Below are 26,162 nucleotides of genomic sequence, written 5' to 3' on the forward strand. Positions count from 1 at the left end.
CCGGTGAGCGTGGCGGGGCACTAGGATTTCGATCGATGTTCTACTGGCTGATGAAGAACCTGATCGCGGGGCCGCTGCTCCGGGGGATCTTCCGTCCCTGGGTGGTGGGGCTGGAGAACGTCCCGGCGACCGGTGCGGTCATCCTCGCCAGCAACCACCTGTCGTTCATCGACTCGATCTTCCTGCCGATCGTCGTGGACCGGCACGTCTCCTTCCTCGCCAAGAGCGACTACTTCACCCGGCGCGGCCTGAAAGGCTGGGCGACCAGGGCCTTCATGAACGCCACCGGCCAGCTCCCCATCGACCGGTCGGGCGGCAAGGCCTCCGAGGCGTCGCTCAACACCGGGCTGGCCGTCCTCGCGCGCGGCGAGATCCTCGGCATCTACCCGGAGGGCACCCGCAGCCCCGACGGCAAGCTGTACCGCGGACGCACCGGCGTCGCGCGGATGATCCTGGAGGCGGGCGTCCCGGTCGTCCCGGTCGCGATGGTCGACACCGCGGAGGTCATGCCGATCGGCAAGCGGCTGCCGCGGATCGGGCGCATCGGCATCATCATCGGCGAGCCGCTCGACTTCAGCCGGTTCGAGGGAATGGAGGGCGACCGCTTCATCCTCCGCTCGGTCACCGACGAGATCATGTACGCGCTGCACGCTCTGGGCGAGCAGGAGTACGTCGACGTCTACGCCAGTACGGTCAAGGAGAAGCGTGCGGCGCTCGCCGCCGACGCCACACCGACCCCGCCGGCAGCCGCCCCGGTCGCGGTCCCGTCACAATCAGCTCCCACGACGCCGGAGGCCCGTCCGGCGCGATAGGCTCGGGTATCCCAATACACCCGACCGAGCGGAACCAGAACAGTGCTGCAGACCACAGATCCCGTCGTGAAACCTGACGACTCCGTGATCGAGGGCCTGGACTATTGGCGCACGCTCCCGATCAAGCAGCAGCCGCAGTGGCCCGACCCGGAGGCCGCCGCTGCGGCGTCCGCGGAGATCGCCACCCTGCCCCCGCTGGTTTTCGCCGGCGAGGTGGACCAGCTGCGCTCGCGGCTCGCCAGGGCGGCGCAGGGCAAGGCGTTCCTGCTCCAGGGCGGCGACTGCGCCGAGACGTTCGCGGGAGCGACGGCGGACCAGATCCGCAACCGCGTCAAGACTGTGCTGCAGATGGCCGTCGTGCTGACTTACGGCGCCTCCGTCCCCGTCATCAAGATGGGCCGGATGGCCGGGCAGTTCGCCAAGCCGCGCTCCAGCGACACCGAGACCCGGGGCGGCGTCACGCTGCCGGCCTACCGCGGCGACATCGTCAACGGCTACGACTTCACGCCGGAGTCGCGCGCGGCCGACCCGCGCCGGCTGATCCAGGGCTACCACACGGCGGCCTCGACGCTGAATCTCATCCGCGCGTTCACGCAGGGTGGCTTCGCCGACCTGCGCGAGGTGCACAGCTGGAACAAGGGCTTCGCCGCGAACCCGGCCAACCAGCGCTACGAGGGCCTGGCCCGCGAGATCGACCGCGCCATCAAGTTCATGGAGGCTGCTGGCGCGGACTTCGATGAGCTGACCCGCGTGGAGTTCTACAGCAGCCACGAGGCGCTCCTGATGGACTACGAGCGTCCGATGACGCGCATCGACTCCCGCACCGGTACGCCGTACAACACGTCGGCGCACTTCGTCTGGATCGGCGAGCGGACCCGCGACCTCGACGGCGCGCACGTGGACTTCCTGTCGCGCGTCCGCAACCCGATCGGCGTCAAGCTCGGCCCGACCACGACGGCCGACGACATGCGCCGGCTGATCGACGCGCTCGACCCGGAGCGCGAGCCCGGCCGCCTGACCTTCATCACGCGGATGGGCGCGGGCAAGATCCGCGACGCCCTGCCGCCGCTGCTGGAGGCCGTGAAGGTCTCCGACGCCAACCCGCTCTGGGTCACCGACCCGATGCACGGCAACGGCCTGACCACGCCGAACGGCTACAAGACGCGCCGCTTCGACGACGTGGTCGACGAGGTCAAGGGCTTCTTCGAGGCGCACCGCGCCGCGGGCACCCACCCGGGCGGCATCCACGTCGAGCTCACCGGCGACGACGTCACCGAGTGCCTGGGCGGCTCCGAGCACATCGACGAGGAGACCCTCGCCACCCGGTACGAGTCGCTGTGCGACCCGCGGCTCAACCACATGCAGTCGCTGGAGCTGGCCTTCCTGGTCGCCGAGGAGCTCAGCCGCGGCTGAGCCTCCCGCACGTGCGAAACGCCCTCGTCCCGTGTGGATGGGGGCGTTTCCCGTTCGCGCGTGCGCGGCTCAGAAGCCGGCGAAGTTGACGCTCACGGTCGATCCCTTGGGCGCCTCCGTGCCCGCGGAGGGGGACACCTTGGACACCACGAACCCGCCGGGCAGGAGGTCCGCGGCCGGACTGTAGTTGAGCTGGAAGCCGGCCGCCTGCAGCGCAGCCTTCGCCTTGTCCCAGGTCTGCCCGACCACGTCGGGCACCGGCACCGGAGCGGGGCCGCGGGACGTCTCGAGCGCGAGCGTGTCGCCCGGGCGCACCGGCTGTCCCTGCGGCTGGGCGGAGATCACGTCGCCCTTGTCGATCGTGTCGCTGTAGCTCTGCGGTCCCGCCGTCGCGTGCAGGCCGACCTTCTCGAGCGCGGCCGTCGCGCTGGAGACCGACTTGCCGGTGACGTCGGGGATGGGCCCGACCGACACGACGAGGTTCACCGCGGCCGCCTGGAAGTAGCCGCCACCTCCGGAGATGTCGCTGCCGTCCGAGGCGCGGGCCGCGGACATGACCGTATTCGCAGGAACCTTCGCGTCGAACTGCTGCGCGACGTCGCCGACTTTCGCTCCCGCGCCCGTGATCGCGGACTTCGCCGCGTCGAGGCTCGTCCCGGCGAGAGCGGGGATGGTGACCGGCTTCGGCCCCTGCGAGACGCGGATCGTCACCGTGCTCCCGCGATTGGCCGACGCGCCGGCCTTCGGGTCGGTGCTGGACACCCGTCCGGCGGGGATCGTGACGCTGTACTCCGGCGCCTGAGCCGTCTTGAAGCCCAGGTTCGTCAGCGTCGTGGAGGCCGCAGCCGGCGCCTGCGAGACGAGGTTCGGGACCGTCACGAACGAGCCGGGCCCCGAGCCGAAGTACCAGCCCGTGCCGCCGGCGACGGCCGCCAGCACCAGCACGAGCGCGAAGAGCCACCAGCCCTTGCCGCGGCGGCGCCGGGCTGCCCTGGTCAGCGTGTCCGCCGCCGTCGGCGTGCTGGAGGCGACCTGCTGGCGGATGGCCGGGTTGATGATCTGGGTGTCCCCGTCCGCGATGTCGAACGCGGGAGGCAGCACCATCGTGGACTGCATCACCACGTCGCCGCGGATCGACTTCTCGGCCTCGATGAGCCGGTCGAGCATCTCGCGCGCGTCGGAGGGCCGGCGGTCCGGGTCCTTCTCGGTCGCCCACAGCACGAGCTCGTCCAGCTCCGGCGGGACGGCCGGGTTGGCGCTGCTCGGCGCCGGGACGGGGTCGTTGGCGTGCTGGTACGCGATCTGCATCGGCTGCTCGCCGTGGAACGGCTGGGTGCCGGTCAGCATCTCGTACATCATGATGCCGAGCGCGTAGATGTCGCTGCGCGCGTCGGCGACGCCGCGGGTGACGAGCTCGGGGGAGAGGTAGGCGATCGTGCCGAGCAGCGCCTGCCCGGTCGCCGTGTTGGCGCTGGCGGCGCGCGCGAGGCCGAAGTCGCCGATCTTGATCCGGCCGTCGTCGGCGAGGAGGACGTTCTCGGGCTTGAGGTCGCGGTGCACGATGCCGGCCTTGTGCGCGGCGGCCAGGCCGCTGAGCACCGCCTCCATGATGTCGATGGTCTGCTCGGGCGTCAGCTTGCCGTAGTCCTTGAGCAGGTCGCGCAGCGTGATCCCGGGCAGGTACTCCATGACCAGGTAGGCCATGTCGGAGTCCTGGCCCTGGTCGAAGACGTTGACCACGTTGGGGTGGGCGAGCCGGGCCGCCGAGCGGGCCTCCTGCACGAAGCGGCTCTTGAAGGTGTTGTCGTCGGCGAGGTGGCCGTGCATGACCTTGATCGCGACGCGTCGTTCCAGCCGCAGATCGGTGGCCAGATACACCGTGGCCATGCCGCCCCGGGCGATCCGCGAGCGCACCTGATAACGGCCGTCGATGAGACGTCCGATCATCGGGTCTGTTTGGCTCGTGGTCACGGATCGAGTCTAGGGAACGAGGCGGCCGGGAAACCTGCAAAACACCGGTGTGCGGCGGGCCCGTGACCGGGCTGTGACCTTCGCAGGCGGCACGCCCGTCAGCCCAGCTGGGCCAGCCACGCGCGCGCCGACGTCTCCCACTTGGCGTAGGCGGTGGGGAAGGCCGAGATCTGCACCGCCTGGGCGGCCTGGGTGACGGTCATCGACGTCCAGCCGGGGATGTCGAGGAGGCCGCGCGTGTGGCCCTTGTTGGGGTTGTTCGCTCCGCCGTAGAAGGCCAGCGTCGCGCGCGCAGGATCGAGCACCTGGGCGGGGGTGCCCCAGCCGGTGCTCGGGCGCTGCTGGAACAGGCCGAGGGAGTCGCGGTCGCCGTAGCGCACGTTCCTCAGGCCGGACTCCTGGGCGGCGGCGGCGAGGGCGACTACGATGCCCTGGGTGGGCACGCCCTGCTGGCGTCCGATGCGGATGATGAGCTGCGCGTTGGCGCGCATCTCGTCGCTGAGCGCGACGACCTGACCCGGCTGGATGACCGGGGCCGGCGCGGGGGCGGGGGCGGTGACGATGGGGGCGGGCGCCGCGATCGGGGTGTTCACCGCTGCCGTGGTCATGCCGGGGATGCCGAGCTTCTGGCCCGGGTAGATGATGCTGGCCCCCGTGAGGCCGTTAGCGGCGAGGACGGCGGAGGTGTGCAGCCCGAACTTGGCCGCGATGCCGCTGACGGTGTCGCCGCGAGCGACGGTGTAGGTCATCCCTGCCCGAGCGGGAGCCGCGGCCGAGGCCGGCGCCGCGGGGGCGGCGGGTTTCGGCGCGGCGCACAGCGCCAGGACCTGGCCGGGGAAGATCAGACTCTTCCAGCTCAGCCCGTTGAGCGCGAGCACGGCGGCGGTGGACATCCCGAACCGGGCGGCGATGCCGGACACGGTGTCCCCGGTCTGCACCCGATAGCTGGCGGGAGCGGCCGTCACCTCGAGCCGGGCGGGGGAGGCCGTCGTGGCCTCCGGGGACACGGCGCTGCGGATGGTGTTCCGCGGCCCCGTCGCATCGCGCTTCGCTGGCATCCGGCTCTCCGGTGCCCGGTCGCGCACCTCACCGGTCGCGGCCTGCGCGGGGGCGAGGAGATTGAGCGTCACCGCGATGGAGCCGGCGATCGCGATCGGCACCGTCCCCAGCATCCGCCGGTTGGTGCTCTCGCTCAGAGACATGGTCGACCCCCTTATGCGTGACAAAGCCGTTGTCCACGCTGACACACTGTGAGTAAGGAGTCAACCAATGTGGCGGCTGTGACAACAGTTAACACAACCGTAACATTCGCCGGATCGTGTGATCGCCCGCCGGACGTGGCACGCTTGTCTGTGTGAACGAGCAGGTCCAGGCCACCGAGTGGCTCACCATCCCCGACCTCGTGGAGCAGCTCGGGCTCGGCGTCAGCCGGGTCCGCCGCCTCATCGAGGACCGTCATCTCGCTGCGAAGCGCATCGACGGGGTCCTCAAGGTCCCCGCCGTGTTCCTCCGAGACGGGGAGCCGCTCGGCGAGCTGCACGGCACGCTCATCGTGCTGGCGGACAACGGCTTCGACGACGACGAGGCCGTGGATTGGCTGCTCACCGAGGAGGACAGCCTCGGCGCCGCGCCCATCGAGGCGTTGCGCGCCGGCCGCAAGGCCGAGGTGCGCCGGGTCGCCCAAGCACTGGCCTGAGCCGGCGACTGCCTGAGCCGGCCGGTCAGGACGCCCGCCGGGTGACCGTCACGGCGAGCTCGCGGAGCTGAGCCCGGGCCGCCGGGCCGATCGTCGCCTCGTCGAGGGCCGCGACAGCGGCAGCGACGTTGTCCGCGATCATGCGCTCCACCTTCTCGACCGCGCCGGAGTCCCTGATCGTCATCTGCAGGGTCTGTACCTGCTGCGGCGTCAGGTCGGGGTCGCCGAGCAGCTCGTCCAGCGTCGCCCGCGCGCCGGCCGGGATGGCCTGCCGGGTGAGCGCGATGAGGACGGTGCGCTTGCCCTCGCGCAGGTCGTCGCCGCTCGGCTTGCCGGTGACCTCTGCGTCGCCGAAGACGCCGAGCAGGTCGTCGCGCAGCTGGTAGGCGATGCCGAGCGGGAGGCCGAAGCGGCGGAGCGCGTCGAGCTGGCCGACCGTTGCGCCGGCGAGGCTGGCGCCGATCAGCAGCGGCGACTCGATCGAGTACTTGGCCGACTTGTAGACGATGACGCGCTCGGCACGGGCGAGCTGGTCGGCGTCCGGCCGGCCGGCCCAGCCGATCTCCTCGAAGATGTCGAGATACTGGCCGGCGGTCACGTCCAGACGCATCCGGTTGAACTCGGCTCGCGCGGAACGCCGGGCCGATGAGCTGACGGTCTGGGTGAGGCCCTCGTCGAAGAGCTCATCGCTCAGGATGAGCAGATAGTCGCCGAGCAGCGTGGCCGCCCCGGTGCCGAACGTCGCGCCGGAGCCCTGCCAGCCCTCCTCGTCGTGCAGCCGCTCGAAGCGGCGGTGCGCCGACGGGGCGCCGCGGCGGGTGTCGGAGTTGTCGATGAGGTCGTCGTGCACGAGTGCGGCGGCGTGGAACAGCTCGAGCGCCGAGGCGACGCTGACGACCGCGTCGAGCGGTCCTCCCGCGGTCACCGCGGCGGTTTCGCCCGGCTCGTCGCCGGCCGTGCGCACCGCCTGCCATCCCCAGAAGCAGAACAGCGCCCTGAAGCGCTTGCCGCCGCTGAGAAAATCCCTCGAAAAAGCCGCGATCGGGGCGAGTTCGTCGGCGATGGAGGTGAGAATGGATGCACGCGCATCGAAGAATCCATCGATTCTTGACTGGATGAGGTCGACGAATCGGATGCTTTCTGACACACGTATAGCCTAGTCAGAGTGGTGCGGCTACAATCAGCCACACAACGCCTAGAACCCGCTAGAAAGAGGGGGATCCGGATGCCGCTTTCAGAACATGAGCAGCGCCTCCTCGAAGAGATGGAACGCAGTCTCTACCAGAACGACGCGGACTTCGTAGCGAAGGTCGGAGGCAAGCGGGCCCGCCCCGCGTATCGTTCGATCGTCCTCGGGATCCTCGTCGCCGTCATCGGCGTGGCGGTCCTCGTGACCGGCGTCTTCGTCCAGCTCCCCATCGTCGGGATCCTCGGATTCGTGGTGATGTTCGGCGGCGTGCTCCTGGCCATCGCGCCGGGCAAGCGCGTGGCGATCGATCCAGACGCAGCGGCTTCCGGCTCGTCCGGCAAGCCCACCCGGGGTCAGCCCGGCTTCATGGACCGCATGAACGACCGCTGGGACAAGCGGCAGGACGGGCAGCAGTAGCCCCTCCACCGCACTCCACCCCGCACCCAACGTGAGGGCCGATCTTCGGATCGGCCCTTTTTCGTGCGCTCGGCACTCCCTGGGGGTGTTCTCACCCTCCATTTCCCTCCACCGCGTTCTGCCGCGTGATTCCGCGGCACAAACCCCCCTAAACGGGCCAATATTCCCGATTCTGCTGATTTTGTGGATGAGAGTGGAGTAAAGTGGAGGTACACCGCAACCGTGGCCGGGAGAGTGGGGGTGGCACCGATGTTCCTCGGCACCTATGCCCCCAAGCTGGACGACAAGGGGCGCATCATCCTGCCGGCCAAATTCCGGGATGAGCTCGCGTCCGGACTCGTCCTGACCCGCGGTCAGGAGCACTGCGTCTACGTCTTCTCGCAGCGTGAGTTCGAATCGCTCCACGAGAAGATCCGGCAGGCGCCGGTGACCAGCAAGCAAGCTCGCGACTACCTGCGCGTCTTCCTCTCGGGGGCGAGCGCGGAGGTCCCGGACAAGCAGAACCGGGTCACCATCCCGACCTCGTTGCGGTCGTATGCGGGTCTCGACAGGGACCTGGTGGTGATCGGCGCGGGAAGCCGTGCCGAGATCTGGGACGCCGAGGCATGGGAGACCTACCTCGCCGAGCAGGAGGCAGCATTCGCGAACACGGAGGAGGAGGTGATCCCGGGACTGTTCTAGCGCCTGGCACCGGACTCCCAGCCATACGCCCTGAGACCACTTCCCCGGTGGCAGGTCGGAATGGATGGGGATCCGGAATCAGGAGCCGGTCCACCCGGATGCGGACATGACAGACGACATCCACACCCCGGTCCTCCTCGAGCGCTGCATCGAGCTGCTCGGCCCCGCCCTCCAGGAGCAGGGCGCCGTCTTCGTGGACGCGACCCTCGGCATGGGCGGCCACTCGGCCGGCGTGCTGGAGCGCTTCCCCGGCGTCACCCTGGTCGGGCTCGACCGCGACCCGGAGGCGCTGGCCATCGCCGGCGCCCGGCTAGCCCGCTTCGGCGACCGCGTGCACCTGGTGCACACCGTGTACGACGGCATCCGCGAGGCGCTCGACGGCCTCGGCATCGACACGATCGACGGTGTGCTGTTCGACCTCGGTGTCTCGTCGCTGCAGCTCGACCGCGTCGAGCGCGGCTTCTCGTACTCCAAGGACGCGCCGCTCGACATGCGGATGGACGGCACCAGCGAGCTCACCGCCGAGGTCGTGCTCGCCACCTACTCCGAGGCCGACCTGCGCCGGATCTTCCGCGACTACGGCGAGGAGAAGCTCGCCGCCCGCTACGCGCGCCGCATCGTGGAGGAGCGGCAGAACGCGCCGATCGTCCGCTCCGGCCAGCTCGTCGACATCCTGCAGAAGGCTACGCCCGCCGCGATCTCGCGGCAGGGGCACCCGGCCAAGCGCGTCTTCCAGGCGCTGCGCATCGAGGTGAACCAGGAGCTGGCCGTGCTGGAGCGCGCCATCCCGGCCGCCATCGACGCCCTGGCGGTGGGCGGCCGGATCGTCGTGGAGTCGTACCAGTCGCTGGAGGACCGCATCGTCAAGCGCGAGCTGCAGACGCGGTCCCGCTCCAGCGCGCCGGCGGGGCTTCCCGTCGAGCTGCCCGAGCACCGGCCGGAGCTGAAGCTCCTGATCCGGGGCGCGGAACTGGCGGACGACGAGGAGAAGGCCGCGAACCCGAGGGCGACCCCGGTGCGCCTGCGCGCGGCCGAACGAGTGAGGAGGGACTCGTGAGCAGCAACACGATGGCGACGGGGGTGCGCCGACGGCCCACGATGACCTGGCACGCGCCGGCGTCGACCGCGGCGACCGCGGCCAAGCTGGACGAGCCCGCGCCGCTACTTGACAGGCCGGAGCAGCCGGCCCGCGGACGGCGCTCCCACCTCGAGGTGGTCTCGACCCGCAGCCAGCGCCGGGCGCGTCCGCGCACCCTGTACGCCGTCACCGCGGTGTCCTCGTTGCTCGTGATCGTGGTCGCTCAGCTCCTGCTCAGCATCGGCGTCTCCCAGGGCGCCTACCAGCTCAGCTCGCTGCAGAGCCAGCAGACGCAGCTCCAGCGCAGCTACCAGGCCGCCTCGGAGGACCTCAACCGGCTGACGTCGCCGCAGAACCTCGCCGCCAACGCCAACGCGCTCGGGATGGTGAGCAACAGCAACCCCGCCTACCTGCGCCTCTCGGACGGCGCGGTCCTCGGCGCGCCCCTCGCGGCGACCGGAGCGGCGGGCACGGTGACGGGAGGCCAGGGCAACCTGGTCCCGAACTCGCAGCTCAGCGGTGTGCCCCTCGTGGCGGCGCCGGGACAGACCGTGACCGGCGCTCCGGCCGCCGCGGGCGCGGCCGCGCAAGCTGGGAGTTCCGCAAGCGCGGGTGCGGCGTCCACGCCTGCGGCCCAGCCGTCCGTACCGTTGCAGGGAGCGTTGCCCACACCGGTGACGCACTGACGACGGTTCGACGGGACGGGCGCTGCGCGTGATCAACAGGAAGATGCTGCGGAGGCGGACGGCCCTCACCGTCGTCGCCGTCGCGGCCTTCGTCGCCATCCTCGGCGGCAAGCTGGTCGACATCCAGGTGGTCCGCGCCGACGCCCTGCAGAAGCAGTCGGTGCACGCCAAGGAGGACTCGACCACCCTGTACGGCAACCGCGGGAACATCGTCGACGCGAGCGGCAAGATCCTGGCGACGACGATCTACACGTACACCGCGCAGGCCTCGCCGTCCGACGCGATCGCCGGCGGCCGCGACAAGATGGTGGAGGCCGCCGCCAAGATCGGCGCCATCACCGGCCAGGGCGGCGACGCCGTGGTCAAGCTCTTCGACGACGCGCTGAAGGCGAATCCGAAGTCCCAGTACGTGCTGATCAAGTCGGGCATGGACGTGGCGGCCTTCGACAAGCTCGACAAGCTGCCCTATCCGTGGCTCACCTTCAGCAAGACCCAGGCGCGCAGCTACCCGAACGGCGCCGTCGCCGGCAACCTGATCGGCTACGTCTCGCAGGGCGGCAACGGCGGCCTGGAGGAGAGCGAGAACGGCTGCCTGGCCGGCAAGAACGGTCTGGAGACCTACCAGCGCGGCGCGGACGGGGTCGCCATCCCCGGAAGCACGGTCGTGCAGCAGAAGGCGAAGGACGGCGGTACGCTCGAGCTCACCGTCGACAGCGACCTGCAGTGGTTCGCCGAGCAGACGCTGGCCCAGCAGGTCACGGCGACCGGGTCGAAGTTCGGCTTCGTCACCGTGGCCGAGGCGAAGACCGGCAGGATCAAGGCGATCGCGCAGTGGCCCGCGCTCGACCCGAACAACATCGACGCCACGGACCCGGGGTTCTGGCGGCTCCAGTCGCTCACCGACCCGCGCGAGCCGGGCTCGACGTTCAAGGCGCTCACGGCCGCGATGCTCATCGACCAGGGCAAGGCGACGCCCACCAGTCAGGTGCTGGCTCCGTACGAGTGGAAGTCCGGCAACGGCGCCGACCTGCACGACTCGGGCTACCACGCGCCGGAGCGGCTGACCCTCACTGGCGTCCTGATGAACTCGTCGAACACCGGCATGTCCCAGCTGGGCAGGGCGCTCACCGACCAGACCCGCTACGACTACCTGAAGAAGTTCGGCATCGGCGACTCCACCGGGCTCCCGTATCCCGGTGAGTCCTCCGGCATCCTGAACCCCGTCAAGAACTGGGACGACCAGACCAAGTACGCCACCATGTTCGGCCAGGGCGTCTCGGCGACCCAGCTGCAGATGGTCAGCGCCTACCAGGCGCTCGCCAACGGCGGCACCCGCATCCCGCTCTCGATGGTGGCCGGCTGCAAGCAGGCGGACGGCACCGTCACCGACGTCCCGAAGCCCGCCGCCGAGAAGGTCGTCTCCGCCGGCGCGGCCGGCACGACGCTCGCGATGCTGGAGTCCGTCACCACTCAGGGCGAGCTGTCGAAACAGCTCAAGATCCCCGGCTACAACGTCGCGGCGAAGACCGGAACGGCCCAGCAGCCAGACGGCAAGGGCGGCTATCTGCCGTCGTACTACGTATCGGTCATGGGCATCGCCCCGGTGGACGATCCGCAGTACGTCGTTTCGGTCAACCTCGGGTTCCCGACTACCATTACTTCGTCGGCTGCTGCCGCTCCGCTGTTCCACACGATCATGAGCCAGGTGCTGAAGACCTACCGGGTGAAGCCGTCGACGACGAGCCCGGCCGACTACCCGCCCTACTACTGAACCCCACCGAGACGCCGTTCCCGAGACCGTCTCGCGATACAGAACCCCCGAGTGAAAGTGAGCCCCGTGACAGGACCGGCGCCCTCCTCCCTGCGCCCCGAGCATCCCGTCGCCCGCCCGCTTGCACAGCTGGTCGCGGAGTTCGGGCTGGATGTGCGGGGAGACCTCGACGCCGTCGAGGTGACCGGAGCAGCCCTCGCGAGCTCGGCGGTCGCGCCGGGCGACCTGTACGTCGGCGTGCCGGGCAAGAACGCGCACGGCGCGAGCTACGCCGCCGCCGCGGTCGAGGCCGGAGCGGTCGCGGTCCTGACCGACCCTGCCGGGGCCGAGCTGGCGGCCGACGCCGGCGTCCCCGTCATCGTCACCTCCGACCCGCGGGCCGCGCTCGGCGCGGTGGCGAGGTGGGTCTACCGCACCGACGAGAACTCCGCCACGCTGTTCGGCGTCACCGGCACCAACGGCAAGACGAGCGTCGTCTACCTGCTCTACGGGATCCTGGGCCAGCTCGGCGTTGTGGCGGGGCTGTCCTCGACCGCGGAACGCCGCATCGGGGAGCACGCGATCACCAGCAAGCTGACCACCCCGGAGGCCAGCGAGCTGCACGCGCTGCTCGCCCGGATGCGCGAGGAGGGCGTCCGCGCCGTCGCGGTCGAGGTCTCGGCGCAGGCCCTGAGCCGGCACCGCGTCGACGGCATCGAGTTCGACGTGGTCGGCTTCACGAACCTCAGCCACGACCACCTCGACGACTACGCGGCGATGGACGACTACTTCGCCGCCAAGCTGGAGCTGTTCCAGCCCGACCGCGCGCGCCGCGGCGTCGTGACGGTCGACTCCGAGTGGGGCCGTGCCCTGGTCGAGCAGTCCCGCATCCCGGTCTCCACGCTCGCGAGCGTGCCGGGCGTCGACGCCGACTGGACCCTGACGGTGATCGAGGAGACCATCGGCGAGACGGTCTTCGAGTTGTGCGGACCCGACGGCCGCCGCCTGGAGACGCGAGTGCCGCTGCTCGGCGCGTACAACGCCGCCAACGCGGCGCTCGCGATCGTGATGCTGGTGGAGTCCGGCTACGACCTCGACGCCATCGGCGCCGCCCTGGAGCGCGACGGCGGGATCGACGCCTACGTGCCCGGCCGCACCGAGCGGCTCTCCGGCGACCGCGGCCCGGTCGTCTTCATCGACTACGGCCACACGCCCGACGCCTTCGTGTCGCTGCTCGGCGCGCTGCGCCGGGTCACCGACGGCCGGATCGTGATGGTCTTCGGCGCCGACGGCGACCGGGACACCACCAAGCGCGCCGACATGGGGGCGATCGCCGCGCGCGGTGCCGACGCGGTGGTCATCACCGACTTCCACCCGCGCTCGGAGGACCCGGCCCTGATCCGCGCCGCCCTGCTCGACGGGGCCCGCGCCGCTGTTCCGGACGCCGAGCTCTACGAGGTCGCCGACCCGCGCGCCGCCTTCCGCACGGCGCTCTCGCTCGCCGGCGAGGGCGACGTGGTGCTGTACGCCGGCCCCGGCCACGAGGACTACCAGGAGGTCGCCGGCCAGCGCCTCCCGTACTCGGCCCGCGACGATGCGCGGCTCGCGCTGCGAGAGGCCGGGTGGCTCTGATGATCGCGCTCACCCTCGCCGAGATCGCCGACGCCACCCGCGGCACGCTCCTGCTCGACGGCGCTGTCCTGCCCGACGGGACGGCCGCCACTCCCGAGACCGTCGTCTCCGGACTCTCCACCACCGACTCGCGGGAGGTCGTGCCCGGCACGATCTTCTTCGCCAAGCCCGGCGAGGTGACCGACGGCCACCTGTTCGCGCCGCAGGCCGTCGAGTCCGGCGCTGCCCTCCTGGTGGTCGACCACGCGCTCGACCTCCCGGTGCCGCAGCTCCTCGTCCCCGACACCGTCGTGGCGCTGGGCGACCTCGCCACCGAGGTGATCGCCCGCGTGCGCGCGCTCGGCACGCTGAAGATCGTGGGCGTCACCGGCTCCAACGGCAAGACCACCACCAAGAACCTGCTGCGCGAGATCCTGGAGCAGGTCGGCCCGACCATCGCCCCGCGCGCGTCCTTCAACAACGAGGTAGGCGCGCCGGTGACGATGCTGGAGGTCACCGAGGAGACCCAGTACCTCGTCGCCGAGATGGGCGCGAGCGGCATCGGCGAGATCGCCCGCCTGGTCCGGATGGCCCGTCCCGACATCGGCATCGTCCTCAAGGTGGGCCTCGCGCACGCCGGCGAGTTCGGCGGCATCGAGAAGACCCTGGCGGCCAAGACCGAGATGGTCAGCGACCTCCTGGAGTCGGACGTCGCGGTCCTCAACCTGGACGACCCGCGCGTCGCCTCCATGGCCGACAAGACCGTGGCCCGTGTGCTGTGGTTCGGCCTCGACGACCGCGCGGCGGTGCGGGCCACCGACGTGCGCTCGACCGCGCGCGGCACGTCGTTCGTGCTGCACCTGCCGCCGGCCGACGGCGGCGAGGGCGCGGGGGAGTCGCGTCCCGTGCAGTTCCGCGTGCTCGGCGAGCACCACGTCATGAACGCTCTGGCGGCCGCGGCGGCCGCGCACACTCTCGGCGTGGACATCGACACGATCGTCCGCGGACTGGAGACGGTGCAGCGCGCCGAGCGCTGGCGGATGGAGGTCATGGGCGGCGCCCGCGGCGTCACCGTCATCAACGACGCGTACAACGCGAGCCCGGACTCGATGGCCGCCGCGATCAAGACGCTGGCGCAGATCGCCGAGCCGGGGGAGCGCACCATCGCCGTCCTCGGCGAGATGAGCGAACTGGGCGAGTTCTCCGGCGAGGAGCACGACCGCATCGGCCTGCTGGCCGTCCGCCTGGGAATCGATCAGCTCGTCATCGTCGGTCCGTCCGCCCGCCGGATGCACATCACCGCCATCAACGAGGGCTCGTGGGACGGGGAGTCCCTGTACTTCGAGAGCCAGGACGCCGCGTTCGAGCACCTCAGCGGGGCGCTGCGCTCCGGCGACACGGTGCTGGTCAAGTCCTCCAACTCCGCTGGGCTGCGCTTCCTCGGCGACCGACTGGGAGAATTCTTCTCGTGAGAGCCCTTCTGACCTCCGGCGCGCTGTCGATGGCGTTCACGCTGTTCCTGACGCCGCTGTTCATCCGGTTGTTCCGGCGTCTGCAGTGGGGCCAGTTCATCCGCGACGACGGTCCGCAGAGCCACCACGCCAAGCGCGGCACCGCGACCATGGGCGGCATCGTCGTCATCCTCGGGACGCTGTTCGGCTACTTCACAGCGCTGCTGCTGACCGGCGACGAGACGAGCGTGTCGGCCCTCCTGGTGCTGTTCCTCATGGTCGGGCTCGGGATCGTCGGGTTCGTGGACGACTTCCTCAAGACCCGGCGGGAGCGCAGCCTCGGCCTGACCGGCTGGGCGAAGATCGCCGGCCAGGTCATCGTCGCGACCGCGTGGGCCTTCCTCGCCGTCCGGTTCCCCGACGCGCGCGGCTCGACGCCCGCCACCATGAGCGTCTCCTTCATCCGTGACCTCCCGATCGACTTCGGCTCGATCACCAAGTTCGGCGTGATCGGCGTCCTCGTCGGCTACGGCCTCTACCTGATCTGGATCAACTTCCTCGTCGCGGCGGCCTCGAACGGCGTGAACGTCACGGACGGCCTCGACGGGCTGGCGTCCGGCGCGAGCATCCTCGCCATCGGCGCCTACATCATCATCGGGTTCTGGCAGTCCATCCAGTCCTGCGCGAGCCCCAACCTCAACCCCGAGAACATCGCCAAGTGCTACGACGTGCGCGACCCGTTCGATCTGGCCATCGTCGCGACGGCGATCGTGGGCGCGGTGGTCGGGTTCCTCTGGTGGAACACCTCGCCCGCGCAGATCTTCCTCGGCGACACCGGCTCGCTCGCCCTCGGCGGCGCGGTCGCGGCGCTCGCGATCCTCAGCCGCACCGAGCTTCTGCTCATCCTGATCGGCGGCCTGTTCGTGATCGAGGCGGGCTCGGTGATCGTCCAACGGGCGTACTTCAAGATCACCAGGGGCAGGCGCATCTTCCTGATGAGTCCGATCCACCACCACTTCGAGCTGAAAGGCTGGGCGGAGGTGACGGTCGTGGTCCGGTTCTGGATCATCGGCGGCCTCCTCGTCGCGGCCGGCGTCGGGTCGTTCTACCTCGAATGGCTGGCGACGTGACCGGATCGCGGGAGCGGCTGGAGGCCCTGACGAGCTGGCACCACGACTGGTCGGGGCTGCGGGTCGCCGTGTTCGGCCTCGGCGTCACCGGCTTCTCGGTCGCCGACACCCTCGCCGAGCTCGGCGCGCAGGTGCTGGTCGTCGCCTCCCGCGCCGACGCCGAGCGCGCCATGCTGCTGGAGGTCATCGGCGCCGAACTGCTGGAGGAGCCCGACCTGAGCGCGCCGCCCGCGCGCCTGCTGGACTTCGACCCGGAGCTCGTGGTCGTCTCGCCCGGCTTCCACTGGGACCACCCGCTGCTGCTCTGGGCCGAGAAGGCCGGCATCCCGGTGTGGGGCGACATCGAGCTGGCCTGGCGGCTGCGCGACAAGGTCGGCGACCCGGCGGACTGGATCTGCGTCACCGGCACCAACGGCAAGACCACGACCGTCCAGCTCACCGCGACCATGCTGCTGGCCGGCGGCTCCCGGGTCGCACCGTGCGGCAACATCGGCGTTCCGGTGCTGGACGCCATCCGAGATCCGCAGGGCTTCGACGTCCTCGTGGTCGAGTTGTCGAGCTACCAGCTGCACTGGGTCAACCGGAACCGCGGCGGCGAGCTGTCGCCGTACTCCGCCGCGTGCCTGAACATCGCCGACGACCACCTCGACTGGCACGGCTCGCTGGAGGCGTACATCGCGGCCAAGGCGAAGGTCTACGACAACACCCAGGTCGCCTGCGTGTACAACCGTGCCGACCGGAACACCCTGCGCATGGTCGAGGAGGCCGACGTGGTCGAGGGCGCCCGCGCCATCGGCTTCGGCCTCGACATCCCCGGCCCGAGCGACTTCGGCATCGTGGACGGCATCCTCTGCGACCGCGCGTTCCTGGAGGACCGCCGCAACAGCGCCATCGAGCTGACCACGCTCGACGAGCTGGCTGAGGCCGGCCTCGCCGCCCCGCACGTCGTCGCCAACATCCTGGCCGCCAGCGCCCTCGCCCGCTCCTACGGGGTCGAGCCGCAGGTCATCCGCGACGTGCTCACCGCCTTCCGCCTCGACGCGCACCGCATCGAGCTGGTGCGGGTGGAGGCGGGCGTGAGCTGGGTGGACGACTCCAAGGCCACGAACCCGCACGCGGCGGACGCCTCGCTGCGCGCCTACCCGTCCGTCGTGTGGGTGGTCGGCGGCCTGCTCAAGGGCGTCGACATCGACCAGCTGGTCGCCGCGCACGCTGGCCGCCTGCGCGGCGCGGTGCTGATCGGGGTCGACCGCGCCGCCCTGCTGGCCGCATTCGAGCGACACGCCCCCGGGCTGCCGGTGCTGGAGGTGGTGGCCGACGAGACTGAAGGGGTCATGCCGACGGCGGTGCGGCTGGCCGGCGGTCTCGCCCGCGAGGGGGACACCGTCCTGCTGGCTCCGGCGGCGGCGTCGATGGACCAGTTCACCGACTACGCAGAGCGCGGGCGCCTCTTCCAGGCGGCCGTCAACGAGTTCTTTGGAGGTGGGGCGGATGACGACGAGCCCGCCTCGCGTCCGCCGAGGGCCTGAGCCGCACGAGTACGCGGAGCAGCCGGCCGACTCCCGCGCCGGTCTCACCGCCCGCATCTCGCTCGGCCGGGCGATGAACAGCGAGTCCTCGGACTACTTCCTGCTCCTCGGCATCACGCTGTTCATGGTCGTGTTCGGGCTGGTCATGGTGCTCTCGTCGTCGGCGGTCGAGTCGCACAACGACACCGACAACTTCTTCTCACGGTTCTGGTCGCAGGGCATGTACGCCCTCATCGGCCTCCCGCTGATGTTCATCGTCTCGCGCATCCCGATGACGTTCTGGAAGCGCTCGATCTGGTTCATCCTCGGCGCGGCGTGCTTCGTGCAGTTCCTGGTGCTGGTGACGCCGCTCGGCGTCGAGATCGGCGGCAACCGCAACTGGATCCGCATCGGCGGGTTCGTCGGCCAGCCCTCCGAGGCGATCAAGATCGCGCTCGTCGTCTGGCTCGGCGTCGTCCTGTCCCGCAAGCAGGACCTCCTCGACGACTGGCGGCATGTCGCCCTGCCGGTGCTCCCGATCGGCGGCGCAGCCATCGGCGTCGTCGTGCTCGGCGGCGACCTCGGCACGACCATCGTCATGTCGGCGTTCGTGCTCGGCGGCCTCTACTTCGCCGGCGTGAAGCTGCGCTACCTGTTCGCCGGCCTCGTCGGGGTCGCCATCGTGGCCGTCGTCGTGGCGATGTCGAGCGCCAGCCGGATGGGCCGCATAGCCGCGCTCTTCGGCGGCACGAGCGCCGCCAACCCCGACGTCAACTGGCAGATCGACAACGGCTTCTACGCCCTCGCCTCCGGCGGCGTGTTCGGCGTGGGCCTCGGCAACTCCCACTCGAAGTGGTCGTGGCTGCCCGCGGCCGACACTGACTTCATCTTCGCGATCATCGGCGAGGAGCTCGGCCTGATCGGCGCCATCGTGGTGCTGCTGCTGTTCGTGATGCTGGCGATCGTCTTCCTGCGGATCATCCACTCGTCCACCGACACCTTCCAGCGCGTCACCACCGCGGCCATCATGGTGTGGCTGATCTTCCAGGCGTTCGTGAACATCTCGGTGGTGCTCGGCGTCATCCCGGTGCTCGGCGTGCCGCTCCCACTGATCTCTGCGGGAGGGACTGCGATGATCAGTTCCATGATCGCTATCGGCATCGTGATGTCCTTCGCCCGTCAGAACGCCCGGAACTCTCGAAACGGCCAGGGCGCCCGCCGCGTCACAGGCAGCGCCCTGTGAGCCGCTATCTCCTGGCCGGCGGTGGGACTGCCGGCCACGTCAATCCGCTGCTCGCTGTCGCCGACCGCCTGCGTCGCGACGACCCGGCGGCGGAGGTCGTGGTCCTCGGCACGAAGGAGGGACTGGAGGCGCGCCTCGTCCCCGACCGCGGCTACGAGCTCGCGACCATCCCCAAGCTGCCCTTCCCGCGCCGCCCGAACGGCGCCGCGCTCCGCTTCCCCGGCGAGTACCGGCGCGCGGTGCGCTCGGTCGTCGACCTGATCCGCGAGCGCGGCATCGACGTCGTGGTGGGCTTCGGCGGCTACGCGGCCGCGCCCGCCTACTCGGCAGCCCGGAAGGCGCACGTGCCGTACGCGCTGCACGAGGCGAACGCCCGTCCGGGGCTCGCCAACCGGCTCGGCGCCCGCTCCACCCCGTGGGTGGGCGTCGCGTTCGAGGGCACGCCGCTGCCGCACTCCCGGTTCGTCGGGATGCCGCTGCGCCGCGAGATCGAGGAGCTCGACCGGGAGGCCGCGCGCCCGGCGGCCCTGGCCGAGTTCGGCCTCTCCGCCGACCGCCCGACCCTGCTGGTCACCGGAGGCTCGCTCGGCGCGCGACGGCTCAACGGCACCATCGCCGCGCGGGCGGCGGAGCTGACGGCCGCCGGCTGGCAGGTGCTGCACATCCAGGGCGGCCGCGGCGAGCTGACAGACCCCGGTATCGAGCACTACCGGTTGCTGGACTACTGCGACCGCATGGACCTCGCCTTCGCGCTGACTGACTTCGCCGTCGCCCGCGCCGGCGCCGCGACCGTCTGCGAGTTCGCCGCCCTCGGCATCCCCGCCGTCTACGTCCCGTTCCCGATCGGCAACGGCGAGCAGCGCTTCAACGCCGCGGGCGTGGTGGAGGCCGGCGGCGGCATCCTGGTGGACGACGCGGAGTTCCTGCCCGCGTGGGTGGACGGTCACCTGCTTCCGCTGCTGGCCGACCGTGCCGCGGTGGATGAGATGGCGCGCAAGGCCGCGATCACGGGCGTGCGCGACGGCTCCGACCGGATGGTCGCCCTGATCCGAAGCGCGCTGGGCCGGAGTGGGTTGGCGAAATCCTGAGGTTCGCCGCGTAGCCTGTACCCTGTCAACTCGACTCGCGGACCGAAAGCAGCACCTGTGACGATCAAACCCGACCTCAACGCCACCATTCCCGACGAACTGGGCACGCTCCACTTCGTCGGCATCGGCGGCTCGGGCATGAGCGGCATCGCGCGCCTGTTCCTGGAGTCCGGCCACACCGTCACCGGGTCCGACGTGCGCCACTCGGCCAACGTCGACGCGCTGCGCGCCCTCGGCGCCACCATCGCGATCGGCCACGACGCGGCGAACGTCGGCGACGCCGACACGCTCGTCGTCACCGGCGCGCTCTGGCAGGACAACCCGGAGTACCAGCTCGCCCTGGCCAATGGCATCCCGGTGCTGCACCGCTCGCAGGCGCTGGCCTGGCTGATCAACAAGAAGCGTCTCGTCGCGGTCGCCGGCGCGCACGGCAAGACCACGTCGACGGGCATGATCATCACCGGGCTGCTCGGCCTCGGCGAGGACCCGAGCTTCGTCAACGGCGGCGTCATCGCCTCCCTCGGCAAGAGCTCGCAGACCGGCAGCGGCGAGCTGTTCGTGGTGGAGGCCGACGAGTCGGACGGCTCGTTCCTGCTCTACGACACGGCGGTGGCCCTGATCACCAACGTCGACCCCGACCACCTCGACCACTACGGCTCGCTGGAGGCGTTCGAGGACGCCTTCGTGACCTTCGCCCGGGAGGCCGACGAGTTCGTGGTCGTGTCCTCCGACGACGCGGGAGCGCAGCACGTGCACCGCCGGCTCCTGGAGGTCGCCCCCGACAAGCGCGTCGTCACGTTCGGCGAGGCGGAGGACGCCGACGTGCGCGTCCACTCGATCGTCACCGACGGCCCGGTCGCCTTCACGCTGAGCTACGCCGGCGCCGAGTACTCGGCACGCCTGCGGGTGCCCGGACGGCACAACGCGATCAACGCAGGCGGCGCCTTCGCCGTGCTGACCGGCCTCGGGTTCCAGCCCGCCGCCGCGCTGGCCGCGATCGCCGAGTTCGGCGGCACCGAGCGGCGCTTCGAGCTGCACGGCAACGTGGGCGGCGTGAGCGTGTACGACGACTACGCCCACCACCCGACCGAGGTCGCCGCGGCGCTGTCGGCCGCGCGCACGGTCGTCGGCGATGGCCGCATCATCGCGGTTCACCAGCCGCACCTCTACAGCCGCACCCGCCTCTTCGCCCAGGAGTTCGCCGACACCCTGGAGACCTACGCCGACGAGACCGTCGTGCTCGACGTCTACGGCGCGCGCGAGGACCCGGAGCCCGGTGTGACCGGCGCGTTGGTCGCCGACCGCTTCCGGCATCCCGAGCACGTCGCGTTCATCGCCGACTGGCAGGAGGCCGCCGACCACACCGCGCGGATCGCGCGCGAGGGCGACTTCGTCATCACCCTCGGCTGCGGCGACGTGTACCGGATCGTCCCGCAGCTCCTCGACTCGCTCCGGCGCGTGCGGGAGTAGTCCGCCGTGAAGCGTCCGCAGGGGTTCGACCGATCGGCGGCACGGCAGGGCGGCGCTCCGGCGCCGTCGGCGGCGGAGGGCGTCGACCCGAATCGCCAGGAGCACGCTAGCCAGGAGCACGCGCGCGCCGCGGCCCCGGTCGCGACGATCACCGAACCGGTCCCGATCCTGCGCGCGCAGGAGCGAGTCCCGGAAAGCGGGCTCCGCCCGTCCCGCGCGACGGGTGACCACCTCCACACGGAGCGCGTGCCGAGCAACCGCGAGATCTCCAAGGCTCTGCGCGCCGCCCGCGCCGAGCGCCGCCGGGTGGAGCGCGGCGAGGTGCGCCGGTTCACCAAGCGCTCGCGCCGCCGCAGGATGGCGTGGCTGGGCGCGGCAGGCGTCGTCGTCGCGCTCGTGCTCGGCACGGTCCTGGTCGGCCTCTCTCCGCTGCTCGCGCTCCGGCACATCCAGGTGGTCGGCGCCTCGCGGCTCGACGCCGGCGCGATCGCGGCCAAGCTCGGCGACCAGGTCGGCAAGCCGCTCGCGCTGCTCGACCAGGCGGCGATCTCCAGCGACCTGGCCGCGTTCCCGCTGATCCGCAGCTACACGCTGGAGAGCCACCCGCCGGACACGCTCGTGGTGCGCATCGTCGAGCGCCAGGCGATCGGCGCCATCCAGCACGGGTCGGCCTTCGAACTCGTGGACGCGGCGAAGGTGCCGATCTCGTCCAGCTCGACCCGGCCGGCCGGCTACCCGATCATCGCCGCGACGGGGGCCGCGGCCGACGCGAACGCCGACTCCGGTTTCGCGGCGGCGGCCGCCGTGCTGTCGTCGCTGCCCGCCGACGTGCTGCGCCGCGTCGACACCATTTCGGCGAAGACGAAGGACGACGTGTCCTTCACGCTCCGCGACGGGGGCGCGACCGTGGTCTGGGGGAGCGCAGAGGACTCGGCGCTCAAGTCCGCCGACCTCGCCGCGCTGCTCAAGGGTGCACCCAAGGCGAGCCGTTTCGACGTCTCGTCGCCGCACAGCGTGACGACAGGATGACCGGGTTGACGGCGCATTTGCCGACACGCCTGCGAACTGCGGCAGCAGGGGCCTTCGCGCCTCTACCGTCGAATCGAGAATTGCATACTCAGCATAACTTTAAGCCTCGAGTTGAGGTTGAAGGTTCCCGTGGAGGCCGGACGTGACAGCAAACCAGAACTACCTCGCCGTGATCAAGGTCGTCGGCATCGGCGGTGGCGGCGTGAACGCCGTCAACCGGATGATCGAGCTCGGCCTGCGCGGCGTCGAGTTCATCGCCATCAACACGGACGCCCAGGCGCTCCTCATGAGCGACGCCGACGTCAAGCTCGACGTGGGCCGTGAGATCACCCGCGGCCTCGGCGCCGGAGCCGACCCCGAGGTCGGCCGCCGCGCCGCGGAGGACCACGCGGAAGAGATCGAGGAGGCCCTCGCGGGCGCCGACATGGTCTTCGTGACCGCGGGCGAGGGCGGCGGCACCGGTACCGGCGGCGCTCCCGTCGTGGCGCGCATCGCGAAGTCGATCGGCGCGCTGACCATCGGTGTCGTCACCAAGCCGTTCTCCTTCGAGGGCAAGCGCCGCCAGCAGCAGGCCGAGTCCGGCGTGCAGCGGCTCAAGGAAGAGGTCGACACCCTCATCGTCGTCCCGAACGACCGGCTGCTGGAGATCAGCGACCGCGGCATCAGCATGCTGGAGGCGTTCTCCACCGCCGACCAGGTGCTCCTCGCCGGTGTCCAGGGCATCACCGACCTGATCACCACCCCGGGACTCATCAACCTCGACTTCGCCGACGTCAAGTCGGTCATGCAGGGCGCGGGCTCCGCGCTCATGGGCATCGGCTCCTCGCGCGGCGCGGACCGGGCCATCAAGGCAGCGGAGCTGGCGGTCGCCTCCCCGCTGCTGGAGGCCTCCATCGACGGCGCCCACGGCGTGCTGCTCTCGATCCAGGGCGGATCGAACCTCGGCATCTTCGAGATCAACGACGCCGCCCGCCTGGTGCAGGAGGCCGTCCACCCTGAGGCGAACATCATCTTCGGTGCGGTCATCGACGACACCCTCGGCGACGAGGTCCGCGTCACGGTCATCGCGGCAGGGTTCGACGGCGGCGAGCCGAAGTCGGTCCAGGCCTCGGCGGCGGACGCCCGCCGCACCACGTTCGTGGAGGCGGGCTCCGAGGAGGCGTCCGTCGCCTCGTCCGCGGCCGTCGAGGCCGGCGCTGTCGAAGCCCCCGTCACGGAGTGGCACGCGACCGGCGAGGCCCCGGTGACCGAGACCGCGCAGAAGGACCCGGCGTTCGACGACGAGAATGACGACCTCGACATCCCCGACTTCCTCAAGTAGCCCGCTCGCCGAGCGGCTCGCCGCGGTCCGGGAGGGCGTCGCCGACGCCGCTCGGGCCGCCGGCCGTTCGCCGGACGAGCTGACGACGATCGTGGTGACCAAGTTCCACCCGGCGTCGCTCGTCCGCGAGCTCGCCGCCCTGGGCGTGCGCGACGTGGGGGAGAACCGGCACCAGGAGGCCCAGGAGAAGGCGGCGGAGCTCGCCGACCTCGACCTGCGCTGGCACTTCGTCGGGCAGCTGCAGAGCAAGAAGGCGCGCCAAGTGCGGCGCTACGCGTCCGTCATCCACTCGCTGGACCGGATCTCGCTGGTCGACGCGCTGAGGCTCGATGACGCGCCCCTTGTGGACGTCTTCGTCCAGCTCAACCTCACCGACGACCCCGCGCGCGGCGGCGTCGCCGACCGCGACCTGGAGCCGCTGGTCGAGCACGTGCTCGCCACGCCGGGCCTGAACCTGCTCGGCGTCATGGCGGTCGCCCCGCTGGACGAGGCGCCGGCGCGCGCGTTCGAGCGCGTGCGGCTCGCGTCCGAGCGCGTCCGCACGCTCGCCCCGGAGGCGACCTCCATCTCCGCTGGCATGTCCCAGGACTACCGCGAGGCGATCGCCGCCGGTGCGACACACCTTCGCATCGGCACCGCCATTACCGGGAATCGGCCGAGCCTTCGTTAATCTCGAAAGGGAAGAAGGTTCATTCAGTGCGTGCGAGGCGTCGGCGCACCGGTCTACACGGAGGAAGCGCATGGCCAACCCGCTGAAGAAGACGATGGTCTACCTGGGCCTCGCCGACGAGGAGCTGGAGTTCGACGAACCCCAGGAGCAGCACCAGCCGGTGCAGCACCAGCCGCGCCGCGAGGCTCCCGCCCCGTCGCCGGTCCAGCCCGTCCCGCACCCTGCACCGGTCGCTCCCGTGGCCGGCCGCGCTCCGGTGACCCCGCTGCGCAAATCGTCCACCGCACGGAATGTTTCGGTACAGGAAATGAACGAGATCCTCACAGTCCACCCCCGTCAGTACCGCGACGCGCAGGCGATCGCCGAGTCCTTCCGCGAGGGCATCCCGGTGATCATCAACCTGTCGCAGATGAGCGAGGGCGACGCCCGCCGCCTCATCGACTTCGCCAGCGGCCTCTCGCAGGGCCTGTACGGCAAGATCGAGCGGGTGACCCCGAAGGTGTTCCTGCTCTCGCCGTCGCACGTCGTCGTCTCCGGCGAGCACGGCGGCCAGGACGCCGACGTCGACGCCTCCTTCTTCGCGCAGGCCTGATCCGTTTCCTGCTCCGGCGTTTTTCTTTCTGCTAAAGCGCACCGTCCGGCCGGGCGGTGCGCTTTCGCGCATGCCGGGTCGTTCATACTGGTGAGGTGCTTGTCGTCTCGATCATCGCGAACGTGCTCTACTACGTCCTCCTGATCTACTTCTTCGTGCTCTGGGCCCGCTTCGTGCTCGACCTGGTGCGTACGTTCGCGCGGCAGTGGCGCCCGCGGGGCTTCGGACTCGTCCTCGCCGAGTCGACCTACGTGGTCACCGACCCGCCGATCCGGTTCTTCCGCCGCATCATCCCGCCGCTGTCGATGGGCCCGGTCGCGATCGACTTCGGCTGGAGCCTCACCATGCTCGTCGTCATCATCGGCCTCTACGTGACCCTGAGTTTCACCTGACGCACTGCGAGCGTCGGTTGGGGCCGGGCTGGGCTGCCGTTGTAATGTGGTCGAGGCCGACGCACCACGGGTGCGGCGGAGTGCGCGCCGGCCGTGCACTTTGCTAGCGTTGGCTGAACGCACTCAATGTTCGTCTTTTTCAAGATCTAAGGTGGCTTGCCATGGCGCTGACTCCGGAAGATGTAGTCAACAAGCGGTTCCAACCGACGAAGTTCCGTGAGGGCTACGACCAGGACGAGGTCGACGACTTCCTCGACGAGGTCGTCGTCGAGCTCCGACGACTGACCCAGGAGAGCGACGAGCTCAAGCAGCGCCTCGTGGCCGCCGACTCGCGCATCGCCGAGCTGCAGCGCAGCGGCGGCTCCGGACAGGCTCCGGCCGCCGCGGACAACGGCGAGGTGCAGCGCCTCCAGCAGGAGAACGAGGACCTCAAGAAGCGCCTGGCCGCCGCGCAGCAGGAGGCCGCGCAGGCCAAGCAGCAGGCTGCGGCCGCTCCGGCCGCCGCGGGCGCCGCAGCGGGCTTCGCCGCCGGGGCGACCGACGCGAACGACCCGAACGCGACCAACAACCTCCTTCAGCTCGCCCGCCGCCTCCACGAGGAGCACGTGCGCGAGGGCGTCGAGAAGCGCGACGCGCTCATCGCGGAGGGGCACGCCACCGCCGCCCGCATCGTCGCGGAGGCCGAGTCCAAGCAGCGCGCCCAGATCAGCGCCCTCGACCAGGAGCGTGCCGGCCTCGAGCGCCGCATCGACGAGCTCCGCGGCTTCGAGCGCGACTACCGTCAGGGCCTGAAGGGCTACATCGAGGGACAGCTCCGCGACCTCGACAGCCAGTCCGCCTCCTTCGGCGGCAACGCCCCCACCCCGGTGCCCGCGGGTTCCTCCGACGGCGGCAGCCAGGACCAGGGCGCCCAGCCTCCGGTCTTCCCGGGCTTTGGAGGCTAGTCCCCCGAAGACCGAGGTCG

24 protein-coding genes are annotated in these 26,162 nt (G+C 70.7%); 21 read left to right on the top strand and 3 right to left on the bottom strand.

What is annotated here, in order from left to right:
- Nucleotides 1-35: 35 nt before the first annotated feature.
- The gene (locus AC1ROW_RS00310) at nt 36-812 is read left to right on the top strand and encodes a lysophospholipid acyltransferase family protein (RefSeq protein ID WP_493016902.1); all 777 of its coding nucleotides are present in this window, start codon (nt 36-38) and stop codon (nt 810-812) included.
- Nucleotides 813-896: 84 nt separating this feature from the next.
- The gene (locus tag AC1ROW_RS00315; RefSeq protein WP_493018325.1) at nt 897-2,225 is read left to right on the top strand and encodes a class II 3-deoxy-7-phosphoheptulonate synthase; all 1,329 of its coding nucleotides are present in this window, start codon (nt 897-899) and stop codon (nt 2,223-2,225) included.
- Nucleotides 2,226-2,294: 69 nt separating this feature from the next.
- Here AC1ROW_RS00315 and pknB read toward each other — a convergent pair whose 3' ends face one another.
- Complete coding sequence (gene pknB / locus AC1ROW_RS00320) at nt 2,295-4,196, bottom strand: Stk1 family PASTA domain-containing Ser/Thr kinase (RefSeq protein WP_493016903.1); 1,902 nt, start codon at nt 4,194-4,196, stop codon at nt 2,295-2,297.
- Nucleotides 4,197-4,294: 98 nt separating this feature from the next.
- Nucleotides 4,295-5,398, bottom strand: coding sequence for a LysM peptidoglycan-binding domain-containing protein (locus AC1ROW_RS00325; protein WP_493016904.1), 1,104 nt, complete (start codon nt 5,396-5,398; stop codon nt 4,295-4,297).
- A 152-nt stretch (nt 5,399-5,550) separates the two neighbouring features.
- On the opposite strand from AC1ROW_RS00325, the gene AC1ROW_RS00330 reads away from it, so the two are divergent.
- A complete protein-coding gene (locus AC1ROW_RS00330) occupies nt 5,551-5,892 on the top strand; it encodes an Rv2175c family DNA-binding protein (RefSeq protein WP_493016905.1) in 342 nt (113 codons plus the stop codon).
- Between the two features lie 25 nt (nt 5,893-5,917).
- Here the strand turns inward: AC1ROW_RS00330 and AC1ROW_RS00335 are convergent, their stop codons facing one another.
- On the bottom strand, nt 5,918-7,039 hold the full coding sequence (locus AC1ROW_RS00335; protein WP_493016906.1) for a polyprenyl synthetase family protein: 1,122 nt from the start codon (nt 7,037-7,039) through the stop codon (nt 5,918-5,920).
- 78 nt (nt 7,040-7,117) lie between these two features.
- Between AC1ROW_RS00335 and AC1ROW_RS00340 the strand changes: the two genes are divergently transcribed.
- The 18 genes from AC1ROW_RS00340 to AC1ROW_RS00425 all read left to right on the top strand — a co-directional run bounded on the left by AC1ROW_RS00340 (nt 7,118) and on the right by AC1ROW_RS00425 (nt 26,142).
- Complete coding sequence (locus AC1ROW_RS00340; RefSeq protein ID WP_493016907.1) at nt 7,118-7,498, top strand: SCO2097 family morphological protein; 381 nt, start codon at nt 7,118-7,120, stop codon at nt 7,496-7,498.
- A 249-nt stretch (nt 7,499-7,747) separates the two neighbouring features.
- A complete protein-coding gene (gene mraZ, locus AC1ROW_RS00345; protein WP_493018326.1) occupies nt 7,748-8,179 on the top strand; it encodes a division/cell wall cluster transcriptional repressor MraZ in 432 nt (143 codons plus the stop codon).
- A 106-nt stretch (nt 8,180-8,285) separates the two neighbouring features.
- Complete coding sequence (gene rsmH / locus AC1ROW_RS00350; RefSeq protein WP_493016908.1) at nt 8,286-9,236, top strand: 16S rRNA (cytosine(1402)-N(4))-methyltransferase RsmH; 951 nt, start codon at nt 8,286-8,288, stop codon at nt 9,234-9,236.
- Nucleotides 9,233-9,943 carry a cell division protein FtsL gene (gene ftsL, locus AC1ROW_RS00355; protein ID WP_493016909.1) on the top strand — a complete coding sequence of 237 codons (711 nt, stop codon included), beginning with the start codon at nt 9,233-9,235 and terminating at the stop codon, nt 9,941-9,943. The genes rsmH and ftsL overlap by 4 nt, the downstream gene beginning before the upstream one ends.
- Nucleotides 9,944-9,971: 28 nt before the next feature.
- Nucleotides 9,972-11,714 (top strand): peptidoglycan D,D-transpeptidase FtsI family protein, encoded by a 1,743-nt coding sequence (locus tag AC1ROW_RS00360; RefSeq protein WP_493016910.1) that lies wholly within the window; start codon nt 9,972-9,974, stop codon nt 11,712-11,714.
- Between the two features lie 66 nt (nt 11,715-11,780).
- Nucleotides 11,781-13,325 carry a Mur ligase family protein gene (locus AC1ROW_RS00365; RefSeq protein WP_493016911.1) on the top strand — a complete coding sequence of 515 codons (1,545 nt, stop codon included), beginning with the start codon at nt 11,781-11,783 and terminating at the stop codon, nt 13,323-13,325.
- Nucleotides 13,325-14,776: a UDP-N-acetylmuramoyl-tripeptide--D-alanyl-D-alanine ligase gene (locus AC1ROW_RS00370; protein WP_493018327.1), complete on the top strand. Its 1,452-nt coding sequence runs from the start codon at nt 13,325-13,327 to the stop codon at nt 14,774-14,776. The genes AC1ROW_RS00365 and AC1ROW_RS00370 overlap by 1 nt, the downstream gene beginning before the upstream one ends.
- Nucleotides 14,773-15,885, top strand: a complete 1,113-nt coding sequence (gene mraY / locus AC1ROW_RS00375) for a phospho-N-acetylmuramoyl-pentapeptide-transferase (protein WP_493016912.1) — start codon at nt 14,773-14,775, stop codon at nt 15,883-15,885. Before AC1ROW_RS00370 ends, mraY begins: the two co-directional genes overlap by 4 nt.
- A complete protein-coding gene (gene murD, locus AC1ROW_RS00380) occupies nt 15,882-17,414 on the top strand; it encodes a UDP-N-acetylmuramoyl-L-alanine--D-glutamate ligase (RefSeq protein ID WP_493016913.1) in 1,533 nt (510 codons plus the stop codon). The genes mraY and murD overlap by 4 nt, the downstream gene beginning before the upstream one ends.
- Nucleotides 17,377-18,636, top strand: coding sequence for a putative lipid II flippase FtsW (gene ftsW / locus AC1ROW_RS00385; RefSeq protein WP_493016914.1), 1,260 nt, complete (start codon nt 17,377-17,379; stop codon nt 18,634-18,636). Before murD ends, ftsW begins: the two co-directional genes overlap by 38 nt.
- Nucleotides 18,633-19,724, top strand: coding sequence for a UDP-N-acetylglucosamine--N-acetylmuramyl-(pentapeptide) pyrophosphoryl-undecaprenol N-acetylglucosamine transferase (locus AC1ROW_RS00390; RefSeq protein ID WP_493016915.1), 1,092 nt, complete (start codon nt 18,633-18,635; stop codon nt 19,722-19,724). The genes ftsW and AC1ROW_RS00390 overlap by 4 nt, the downstream gene beginning before the upstream one ends.
- Before the next feature lie 57 nt (nt 19,725-19,781).
- Complete coding sequence (gene murC, locus AC1ROW_RS00395; protein ID WP_493016916.1) at nt 19,782-21,194, top strand: UDP-N-acetylmuramate--L-alanine ligase; 1,413 nt, start codon at nt 19,782-19,784, stop codon at nt 21,192-21,194.
- Between the two features lie 6 nt (nt 21,195-21,200).
- Nucleotides 21,201-22,223 (top strand): FtsQ-type POTRA domain-containing protein, encoded by a 1,023-nt coding sequence (locus tag AC1ROW_RS00400; protein ID WP_493016917.1) that lies wholly within the window; start codon nt 21,201-21,203, stop codon nt 22,221-22,223.
- Between the two features lie 142 nt (nt 22,224-22,365).
- A complete protein-coding gene (gene ftsZ / locus AC1ROW_RS00405; RefSeq protein ID WP_493016918.1) occupies nt 22,366-23,544 on the top strand; it encodes a cell division protein FtsZ in 1,179 nt (392 codons plus the stop codon).
- Nucleotides 23,510-24,214, top strand: coding sequence for a YggS family pyridoxal phosphate-dependent enzyme (locus AC1ROW_RS00410; protein ID WP_493016919.1), 705 nt, complete (start codon nt 23,510-23,512; stop codon nt 24,212-24,214). Before ftsZ ends, AC1ROW_RS00410 begins: the two co-directional genes overlap by 35 nt.
- A 70-nt stretch (nt 24,215-24,284) precedes the next feature.
- Nucleotides 24,285-24,806 carry a cell division protein SepF gene (locus AC1ROW_RS00415; protein WP_454108640.1) on the top strand — a complete coding sequence of 174 codons (522 nt, stop codon included), beginning with the start codon at nt 24,285-24,287 and terminating at the stop codon, nt 24,804-24,806.
- 95 nt (nt 24,807-24,901) lie between these two features.
- The gene (locus AC1ROW_RS00420) at nt 24,902-25,198 is read left to right on the top strand and encodes a YggT family protein (protein WP_179605620.1); all 297 of its coding nucleotides are present in this window, start codon (nt 24,902-24,904) and stop codon (nt 25,196-25,198) included.
- A 161-nt stretch (nt 25,199-25,359) separates the two neighbouring features.
- Complete coding sequence (locus AC1ROW_RS00425; protein ID WP_493016920.1) at nt 25,360-26,142, top strand: DivIVA domain-containing protein; 783 nt, start codon at nt 25,360-25,362, stop codon at nt 26,140-26,142.
- Nucleotides 26,143-26,162: the final 20 nt, after the last annotated feature.

Source organism: Leifsonia sp. GW821-FHT13C09 (assembly GCF_058806435.1).